Here is an 8,797-nt window from a genome sequence, read left to right as displayed (position 1 = left end):
TATACAGGCATACCGTACTGATCTGGCCTTTTACACCAACGGGCGGAGCGTATGCCTTACAGAGCTGAAAGGATATCAGGCCGCTGTCGGTCAGCCGGTCATCCAGCCCCGTCGTCCAAACAGCCGTTTGGATAAGGTGCGCCATATGTTCAGTAAGATTCCTTGATACGCCACAGCAAGGATGGTTATTGCATTTCCCTGCCTTTCGTGGTAAAATGTAGTTGTAAACCACCAGAGAAAACAACAACCCTGCTACCCCCCGTTATCACCACCGATAACAATTTGATAACAGCCCATCGTATAGGGCTGGATAATATGGACACATCAAATAATCAAAAAAATGAGGTATCAAATTTATGAAGCAAAATCCGTTAAATATGATGCCCAACAACGAGTGGGAATAAACGGCCATTTCGCATATCACGCAGAAAAAGTGAATAATACCCAAGGAAAATGAAACAAAACCCCGAAATATACGGAATAAAAATCCGTATGTTTCGGGGATTTTTTTGTTGGAGTAACAGAAAGGTAACACGACCGGCCGAAATTCAAAAATCCGGCTCCGGCGTCGGCGGATCGTCATCATCAGAGGATGGCACCGGAGCGGCCGCAGCCTTCTCCTGGTCGTGGCGGTTTTTGATGTCGCCCAGAGCGCAGGCCAGAGCTTGGCCCTTGTCCGGGTACAGGTGAGAATAGGTGCCCAGCGTGGTCGTCACCTTTTCATGCCCAAGGCGGTCGGCCACAAGCAGCGGATCGGCTCCGCTGTTCACAAGCATCGAGGCGTGCGAATGTCGAATATCATGCACCCGGATCAATTTGACGCCAGTGCGGGCGCAGCAGCGCTTCAGCTGGTCATTTACCCAATATTTCGTAAACGGGAAAAGCCGCTCATCCGGGTCGTATTCATACAGCCTGGCCGCATAGTCCCGCAGCATATCCATCAGAAAAGACGGGCACGGAATGAAGCGCCGGCTTTTCGGCGTTTTCGGCTCCTGGATCAAGTCCTCCCCATCCAGCCGGGTATAGCTCCGCCGGATATGAATGCCGGAACGGTCGAAATCCACATCGTTCAGCGTGAGGGCCAGCAACTCCCCCTCACGCATCCCCGTCCAAAAAAGGACGTTGAAGGCGACGGAGGCCGTCGGATCTCCATCCATGCCGGCGATGAATTGGTCAAATTCGTCCAGTGTCCAGAAATCCATCTCATCTGCGTTTCTCTTCCCCATGGAGCCGGCCGCCATTGCCGGATTTTGCGAAAGGCCATAATACTGGACGGCATAGTTGAATACGGCCGTCATTTGATTGTTGATCGTTTTTAGATACGTCGGGGCGTACCCCTTCCCCATCATTTCCGTCTGCCATTTTCGGATTTTCGTGGGCGTTATATCGGCGACGGCCTGATCCCGGAAATAGGGCAGAATTTTTTTATCGAATATCCAGACCTTCGACTCGTATGTCGTCGGCCGCAGCCGGGCCTTTGCGTCGGCCATGTAGAGCTCGACCAACGACCCGAAAGTCATGTCGAGATTTCCGGCCTCCTTGGCCGTGTAGTTCCGTTCGTATTCCAGGGCATCAGCCCGGCGGGAAAAGCCGGATTTTTTGATCTGCTTCCGTTTCCCCGTCCAGTCAGTCACCCGGAAAATGCAATACCATTTCCCGGTTTTTTGATTTTTATATACCGACATCGTCACACCATCTTAGAGGTATCAACCCGGAGCTGCCGCTTGCATTTCGGACAGGTGAACATCATCACATCGCCGGGTTTGTTCACGACGACCTGGAATTTTTCAGAGCACGGGCAGGATATTTCAATCCGGCGCGGCTCCGGTTTGGAGGCGACCTTCTCCGCCTTTTTCCGTGCGCGGCGGTCGCGGATTTTTTTGAATAGCGACAACCCGGCGAACGCGGTTATTCCAAGCAGACTTCCGATTGACTCCAGAAGCGCCCCGCCGATAAAAAACACGACCAAAATGCCAAGCAGTATAATCACGATAATCATGCAGATACCTCCGTTTCAGTCCCAGCGCCACGGAATTCCCAGGCGCCGGCATTCCAGTTTTAAGCGTTCTTTTCAAGAATTGTTGTTTTATCGGACGATCCTTTCACTTCGTCCAAGGTTTTGATCGCCTGCAGGCAGCGCAGCGCGGAGGCCATGGCTTCGTCGGAAAGGCCGTCCAAGTATGAAATAGCTTCGAGATATGCCGGGTTTGTTGGTGGCAGATCGTCGGATGATCGCTCGGGCGCCGGCGTTTGGTCATCCGTTAGGCCCGCAAGGAAATCAAGAGACACGCCGAAATGTTGGGCAAATTTCCGCTGCATGTCGATGCTCGGCACCCGATCCCCGTTTTCGTATTGTGACAATGTGGAATTTCCGATGTGGAGCTTTGAGGCAAGCTCCCGCTGAGTGAGCCCATCACGGGCTCGTAAAAATTTAATGCGCGAACCGATGACGTTTTGCATACGAAACCCTCCTCGATTTCTCAATATGAGAAATTATATCACGCAAGTTCGCAGTATTAAATATGCGAAATGCGAAATGTGAAATTTGCTCTTGACTTTCACGATTTGAGAAATTATAATTAGGCTGTAAATCCTCAAAGTGAGGGCGCAGAAAGGACGTGAAAGCACATGAGGCAAATTGAGGACATCAGGAAAGCCAGGGGCTTTACCCAGGAATATGTCGCCGCAAACGTAGGCGTCGCAACATCCAGCTATAACCAGTATGAAACGGGTGCCCGCAACATCCCCGCGGATGTCGCAGAGAGGATCGCAAGCGTTCTTGGCGTGGACGTTGGAGAAATTTTTTTGCCCATTAAATTCACAATTCGAGAGCATATTGCAGAATAATTCTCGACAAGAGAGCAATCAACACCAAGGAGGACACACATGAACGACTACAGGATCACCTTCGACACCAAGGACGCAGTCGGGCAGGCCATCGTCACGGCCATCGACGAAAAGGACGCCCGCCGCACCTTCAAGGAGGAAAGCGAGATCGGAACAGTCATCACGGCCATCGAACTGATCCGGGAGAACGTCACGGCCACCAAGGCCCAGGAACGCAGAGCCCTGGGGAAGATCAAGGACATCCTGGCGCCCCTTGGGCCCAACAGTTACGTCGCCACCGCCTTCGAGGGCTGCCTCCGGGACGCGGAGGACAACATCGAGGACGACGCGGCCTACAGCATGAAAGGCCGGTATGAGACGGCCCAAGAAAAGCTCCATCAGGAAATCGCGGAGCATCAGGCCACAAAAAAGGAGCTGGAGCGGGCCAGGATGGCGCTCCGGGACGCGGAAAACGATGCAGAATTCCTGGCACGGCGGGCCCTGTCCCCGGATGACCTCACAGACATCGCGCAGCTCATCGCCGACAAGGTGCTCGGCTTCGGCAAAGAGGTCAGCAACGCGGCGGCCCGCATCGTGGAGGCGGCGGAGCAGCCGGATAGCGCGGCCTTCCAAAACGCCGTCAAAGACCACCGGGCGGCCCAGACAGACCTCCATTATTACACAGCCCTCCTGTCGAGGGTGAACACAGCCAAGGTCGCCGCCCAGCATGGCGGCGCGGAGACCTGAGAGGAGGCACAGACATGGCAAAGGCAGCAAGCGCAGCGGAGCCCAGCAGAATGATCCGGGTTGAGGAGGTCATGGACATCCTGCAGATCAGCAAGTCCGCGGCATATCACACAATGCAGCGGATCAACAAGGAGCTCCAGGACAAGGGCTACATCACACATTCCGGCCGTGTTCCGAGGTCGTACCTCATGGAACGCTGCGGCCTGCAAGGAGGAAATTAACGTGAGTTTCAGAAAGACAATCCGGGCAGTTGGGGCTGCACTGCTCATAGCTGCGGCCATGATCTGGATGTCGTCAGTGGTAGGAAGCAAGGACGCCGAAACCGTTGACGTATCTGCGGCTCCGACGCCGACAGTGATATTGATCGCGGAGGGTACGGGGGCTGCAGCCGACGGCTACCGGGGCATCGAGCCAAACGTAACCGAGGACAACATCCCGGATCGCGCCGGCTTTACATATTACCCGGAAGTTAGCCTGGACAGAGTGACGCAGGATTTCATCTTCGTAGAGGCCAGCGAGGCCGCCGTCGATTACGAATTAGTCCTGGCCATTATCATCCACGAAAGCCGCTGCGACCCGGACGCCATCAGCGCGACCAACGACTACGGCCTCATGCAGATCAACCGGGTCAACCACGAATGGCTGGCGGAGGAGTACGGGCTGACCAACATGCTCGACCCGCGGCAGAACATCATCGCAGGCATCACGATCCTGTCTCAGCTGTCCAAATATGACGACGGTACGAGCGCCGGGCTCCACAAGGTTTTGATGGCGTACAACATGGGCCCAACCGGGGCAGCAAAGGCCTGGGAAGCCGGAATATACAGCACCGAATACAGCAAGGCGACCCTACAGATCAGGGACGACCTGCTTGGCGGAAAATACGGAAAAGAGGAGGCATAAACATGGAGGTCATCGAGATCAGCGGATACATGCCGCAGCGCCGGCAGCAGGACGCCAGCAAAAAGCGCAAGGCAGACACGGCCCGGTTATTGAATGCGGCGAATGCGGCGGTCAGGGTTGGCCTGTTCACCGGAACGGCGGCCATGGTCTGCAAGGCGGTCGTCTGGGCGGCGGAGGTCGCGCAGGGGCGGCTTTCCATCCCCGGCGGGGAGATTTTCACCATCCCCTTCATCGTGGCTCTGTTCGCGGTCGGTTACGTCCTTCGGGGCGACGTGGAGGCCATCCGGCGCCGGAAACGCCGGGAGCAAAGGAGGCGGGCACATGAGCAGCGCAGCAAATGAGGAGGCCGTCCGGGATGAGGTCAGCTTCAGACTTGGCCGGGAGTTGCCGGACGCGTTCTGGCGGGATATGTACGGCCGGGCAAAAAACAAGCTCCGCCACATCATCACCCTTTTCGGGGATGCGGACGGAGCGAGAAACACGGTTGATTATATCGCCCAGCTCACCATCGAGGCCATCCGGGCGGAGTGCATGACGCAGTACACCCGCGCCATGTATGAGCAGAAAAAAGAGGGAGCCGACACGAATGCCGACCCCCAAGGACACACGAACATCATACCGCAAAAAGCCCAGCGAAGTCAAGCGGCTTTTGCATAAAGGAGGACACACACCATGAAGATCATCGACATCAAATTGACCAATTTCCAGGGTATCTCCTCCCTGGAGATCGAGCTGGACGGTAAAAGCGCGTCCATCTATGCGCCAGCAAGAAAACATTCTGAGAAGCCCGGGGAAGCCAGGGATAAAATTGTGCAGCTTGTTGGTGATTTACCTAGGATTGAACTATTTGCCAGACAACGGGCTCCAGGATGGGATGCGTGGGGAGATGAAGTAGATAGATGGGGGGACTGTCTATGAGCACCGGCCAAATTAACCTCCTCGATGAAATTATCGTGGACAACTTTGCCGGCGGGGGCGGAGCCTCTACCGGGATGGAGCTGGCTACAGGCCGGGTGGTGGACATTGCCATCAACCATGACCCTGACGCAATTCTGATGCACCGAACCAACCACCCCCACACCACCCACTACCAAGCAAGTGTTTGGGACGTGGACCCCGTGGAGGTCTGCCGAGGGCGCAAGGTTGGGCTTGCCTGGTTTTCCCCGGACTGCAAGCACTTCAGCAAAGCCAAGGGCGGGAAGCCCGTGGACAAGAACATCCGGGGGCTGGCCTGGATTGTGCTGCGGTGGGCTGGGACTGTCCGCCCCAGGGTCATTATCCTGGAGAATGTGGAGGAGTTTCAGACCTGGGGACCTGTCAGAAAGGGAAAGCCCGTGAAGAAGCTCACCGGCCAGACCTTCAGGAAATGGCTGGACCAGCTCCGCAACCTGGGATACGCCGTGGAGTGGCGGGAGCTGGTGGCCGCCGACTATGGAGCCCCTACCACCCGCAAGCGGTTCTTCCTGATTGCCAGGTGTGACGGGCGTCCCATTGTGTGGCCTACCCCCACCCATGCCCCGGCTGACAGCCCGGAGGTAAAGGCTGGGCTGAGACAGCCATGGAGGAGTGCCGCTGAAATCATCGACTGGAGCCTCCCTACGCCCTCAATCTTTGATACAAAGGAAAGTATCCGGGAGAAGTATAACCTGACCGCACAGCGTCCCCTACGGCCTAATACGATGGCCCGCGTAGCCCGTGGGGTAGATAAGTTCGTCATCAAGACTGCCTCCCCCTTCCTGGTGGTGGTGAACCACTCCGGGGAATTCCGGGGGCAGGACCCTGAGGAGCCCCTTCAGACTGTGACATCCAAGCATGGGTATGGGGTAGCTATGCCGGTCATGGTAGCAATCGGACAAACCGGAGGCGGGAATAGGTGCCGGAGTGTAGAGAGCCCGACACATACTCAGGTCTCCAAGGCTGAGGAGTGCGTGGCGTCCCCCGTGCTGGCCCCATGGACCGTGACCAATACCACAAACTCCACCGGGCACCCTGTCTCTGAGCCTGTGGACACCGCCCGGACCGGGGGCGGCGGGGGCCAGATGTTCCTATCCGCAAGCCTGGTGCAGTACCACACGGAGCAGGGGGAGCGAGTAAGGGGACAGGGACTTGACGCCCCTCTCCTGACCGTGGACGCCTCCAACCGCTACGGCCTGTCTGCTGTCTGCCTGGAGAAATACTACGGAACGGCAACCGGCCAGGGCGCCGAGGAGCCCCTGCACACTATCACGGCCAAGGACCGTGAGGGAGTGGTGGCTGCCAGCCTCTCCAAGTTCTACGGGGGCGTGGTAGGGGCAGAGATGTCCCAACCACTCCCCACTGTGACCTCCATCGACCATAATGCCGTACAGATGGCCCACATGGCAAAGTTCTATGGGACTGAGTTCGGAGAACCTATGAGCCGTCCGCTGTCAACTGTGACCGCAAGCGGTGCCCATCATGGGCTGGTAACAACTACTGTGGTCCCTGTTTCCCATGTGGCAGACCTGAAGAACTGGCCTAAAATCCGGGAACTGCTGAACACATACTGCGGATATGACCTGAAGGAGAATGAGGTCATCTTGTTTCGGATCTCCGGCAGCCTTTATTTTATGGCTGACGTGGGGCTCCGAATGCTGACCCCAAGGGAGCTCTACCGGGCCAACGGCTTCCCGGATGACTACATCATAGACCGGGACTATACCGGGAAGGAGTATGGGAAGGCAAAGCAGGTGGCGAGGTGTGGGAACGCCGTGCCCCCTCCCTTCGCCACGGCCCTGGTCAGGGCCAACCTCCCGGAATGGTGCGGCCAGACCATCACGACGATGGAAGAACTCGAAAAGGCGGTGGCAGTATGAACGGGCTATGGAGATTTTTTGACGGCCAAATCAACGGGGTAGTGGTTGCACTAACCGAGGAGGAGGCCAAAAAGAGAGCAAGCGCCTACCTGAAAACCCACTTTGATGGCTATGAAGAAAGCGCCGGTATGAAGGTATGGCCCTTTGCCATGGATGATGACTACGATATGGATGCCCCGTGGGCCCTGGCCGTGTCCTACTGAATAGCCAAGAAAGCGAGTGCAGACCTATGACCAAGACCGAGAAGGCCCTGCTGATGCGCCGCCGGAACCAGCTCAATCGGCACCAGGGAGCTAACTTTGAGGAGCTGATAAAGTCCGCCTGTGAGTATTACAGGGGGCGGGGTGTGGCCGACATTGAGAAAACTCCTGAGGAGATGAAGCCCCTAAAAAACATGGGAGCTGGCCGTTTCGTGGCTGTTTATGTGAAGAAGGCACAGGCTGACTTCAAGGGCTTCCTTCGAGGAGGGCGGGCTGTCAACTTTGAAGCCAAGCATACCGACACCCCCAGAATGGAGCAGGACCGTGTGACCCCTGAACAGGCTGAGCGTTTGGAGAGAGCCTTCACCTACGGAGCTGCTGCCTTTGTGGTGTGCTCCTTTTCTGGCAGAGATTTTTTCAGAGTTCCGTGGGAAGTGTGGCGGAGCATGAGGGCCCTATATGGGCACAAATATATGACAGTCCAGGAAGCAGAGCCCTTCCGGGTCCCCATAGGGGGCCCTGGGGTCCTGCTGTTCCTGGAGGGACTGGAGGAGAGAAAATGCTGATAGTACCGGGTGTCCAACCAGATCACCACCGACGGCACCGGCCTCACTGAGCTGGCCTTCGGTAACTGGGCCGACCTGCTCGTGGGTGAGCAGATGGGCCTGGAGACTTACACCACCCTGGATGGCTCCTGGACCGACGAGGACGGCGTTCAGCATAATGCCTTTGAGGAGAACCTGGCGGCCACCCGTGCCCTGATGTATGTTGACATCGCCGCCCGGCACAAGGAGAGCTTCATCCACGTCAAGAATATCAAGGCTTTTTGAGCCTGAGAAGGAGGAAAACAAACCATGAAGCGTGAACTCATCCAGAATGTAAAAGTCACCCCCTACACCAGTGAGACCGCCATTGACCGCGACGGCTTCCTGTCTGCTGTCCTGGGTGTTCTGGTGGGAACTCCCTCCGGGTCCCCCACCGGCCTGGCCGTTAAGCTGACTGTGACCGAGTGCGACACTGAAGGCGGGAGCTATTCCCCCGCCGCCGATAAGCTCATCCCTGTGGACAAGGCCCTGGATGCTGATGGCTCCATCTCTCTGGAGACTGATGCTGCCGGCGGTTCCCTGGTGAATTTCGACCTTGACCTGGTGGGCTGCAAGCAGTTCATCAAGATTAAGGGAATCTCTGATTTAATCCGCACTACCATAAAGGCTCCGGATGTGGGATAATAACACTATCAACGCAATGGTGGTGTATGGGGATGAAGAAACAGGAAACATTTACGGA

General features: G+C 56.5%; 15 protein-coding genes. 12 read left to right on the top strand and 3 right to left on the bottom strand.

Annotation, left to right across the window (positions count from 1 at the left end; all coding sequences use genetic code 11):
- Positions 1-548 precede the first annotated feature (548 nt).
- The 3 genes from ACTNBK_RS15875 to ACTNBK_RS15865 are packed head-to-tail and all read right to left on the bottom strand — an operon-like array spanning position 549 to position 2,460.
- The gene (locus ACTNBK_RS15875) at positions 549-1,685 is read right to left on the bottom strand and encodes a tyrosine-type recombinase/integrase (RefSeq protein ID WP_441147573.1); all 1,137 of its coding nucleotides are present in this window, start codon (positions 1,683-1,685) and stop codon (positions 549-551) included.
- Positions 1,686-1,687: 2 nt separating this feature from the next.
- Entirely contained in the window at positions 1,688-1,999 is a 312-nt protein-coding gene (locus ACTNBK_RS15870) for a hypothetical protein (protein WP_441147571.1), read from the bottom strand.
- A 59-nt stretch (positions 2,000-2,058) separates the two neighbouring features.
- A complete protein-coding gene (locus ACTNBK_RS15865) occupies positions 2,059-2,460 on the bottom strand; it encodes a helix-turn-helix domain-containing protein (RefSeq protein ID WP_441147569.1) in 402 nt (133 codons plus the stop codon).
- A gap of 168 nt (positions 2,461-2,628) precedes the next feature.
- Here ACTNBK_RS15865 and ACTNBK_RS15860 point away from each other — a divergent pair, with 168 nt between their 5' ends.
- Genes ACTNBK_RS15860 through ACTNBK_RS15805 form a run of 12 tightly spaced genes read left to right on the top strand, consistent with a single transcriptional unit; the run spans position 2,629 to position 8,739 of the window.
- Positions 2,629-2,847, top strand: coding sequence for a helix-turn-helix domain-containing protein (locus ACTNBK_RS15860; protein WP_441147567.1), 219 nt, complete (start codon positions 2,629-2,631; stop codon positions 2,845-2,847).
- Between the two features lie 39 nt (positions 2,848-2,886).
- Positions 2,887-3,573 carry a hypothetical protein gene (locus tag ACTNBK_RS15855; protein ID WP_441147566.1) on the top strand — a complete coding sequence of 229 codons (687 nt, stop codon included), beginning with the start codon at positions 2,887-2,889 and terminating at the stop codon, positions 3,571-3,573.
- A 14-nt stretch (positions 3,574-3,587) separates the two neighbouring features.
- Positions 3,588-3,794 (top strand): hypothetical protein, encoded by a 207-nt coding sequence (locus tag ACTNBK_RS15850; protein WP_441147564.1) that lies wholly within the window; start codon positions 3,588-3,590, stop codon positions 3,792-3,794.
- Between the two features lies 1 nt (position 3,795).
- On the top strand, positions 3,796-4,476 hold the full coding sequence (locus tag ACTNBK_RS15845; protein WP_441147562.1) for a transglycosylase SLT domain-containing protein: 681 nt from the start codon (positions 3,796-3,798) through the stop codon (positions 4,474-4,476).
- A gap of 2 nt (positions 4,477-4,478) precedes the next feature.
- A complete protein-coding gene (locus tag ACTNBK_RS15840) occupies positions 4,479-4,817 on the top strand; it encodes a hypothetical protein (protein ID WP_441147560.1) in 339 nt (112 codons plus the stop codon).
- Positions 4,798-5,133: a hypothetical protein gene (locus ACTNBK_RS15835; RefSeq protein ID WP_441147558.1), complete on the top strand. Its 336-nt coding sequence runs from the start codon at positions 4,798-4,800 to the stop codon at positions 5,131-5,133. The genes ACTNBK_RS15840 and ACTNBK_RS15835 overlap by 20 nt, the downstream gene beginning before the upstream one ends.
- Before the next feature lie 15 nt (positions 5,134-5,148).
- On the top strand, positions 5,149-5,394 hold the full coding sequence (locus ACTNBK_RS15830) for an MT-A70 family methyltransferase (RefSeq protein WP_441147556.1): 246 nt from the start codon (positions 5,149-5,151) through the stop codon (positions 5,392-5,394).
- Positions 5,391-7,310, top strand: coding sequence for a DNA cytosine methyltransferase (locus ACTNBK_RS15825; RefSeq protein ID WP_441147554.1), 1,920 nt, complete (start codon positions 5,391-5,393; stop codon positions 7,308-7,310). Before ACTNBK_RS15830 ends, ACTNBK_RS15825 begins: the two co-directional genes overlap by 4 nt.
- Positions 7,307-7,513, top strand: coding sequence for a hypothetical protein (locus ACTNBK_RS15820; protein WP_441147552.1), 207 nt, complete (start codon positions 7,307-7,309; stop codon positions 7,511-7,513). Before ACTNBK_RS15825 ends, ACTNBK_RS15820 begins: the two co-directional genes overlap by 4 nt.
- Positions 7,514-7,539: 26 nt before the next feature.
- The gene (locus tag ACTNBK_RS15815; RefSeq protein ID WP_441147550.1) at positions 7,540-8,076 is read left to right on the top strand and encodes a Holliday junction resolvase RecU; all 537 of its coding nucleotides are present in this window, start codon (positions 7,540-7,542) and stop codon (positions 8,074-8,076) included.
- Between the two features lie 9 nt (positions 8,077-8,085).
- Positions 8,086-8,340, top strand: a complete 255-nt coding sequence (locus ACTNBK_RS15810) for a phage major capsid family protein (protein ID WP_441147548.1) — start codon at positions 8,086-8,088, stop codon at positions 8,338-8,340.
- 24 nt (positions 8,341-8,364) lie between these two features.
- A complete protein-coding gene (locus tag ACTNBK_RS15805; RefSeq protein WP_441147546.1) occupies positions 8,365-8,739 on the top strand; it encodes a hypothetical protein in 375 nt (124 codons plus the stop codon).
- Positions 8,740-8,797 lie beyond the last annotated feature (58 nt).

Origin of the sequence: Intestinimonas sp. HCP28S3_D6, assembly GCF_052065695.1 — a bacterium.
Taxonomy (GTDB): Bacteria; Bacillota; Clostridia; order Oscillospirales; family Oscillospiraceae; genus Intestinimonas.
This window is presented reverse-complemented; position numbering and strand designations above follow the sequence as displayed.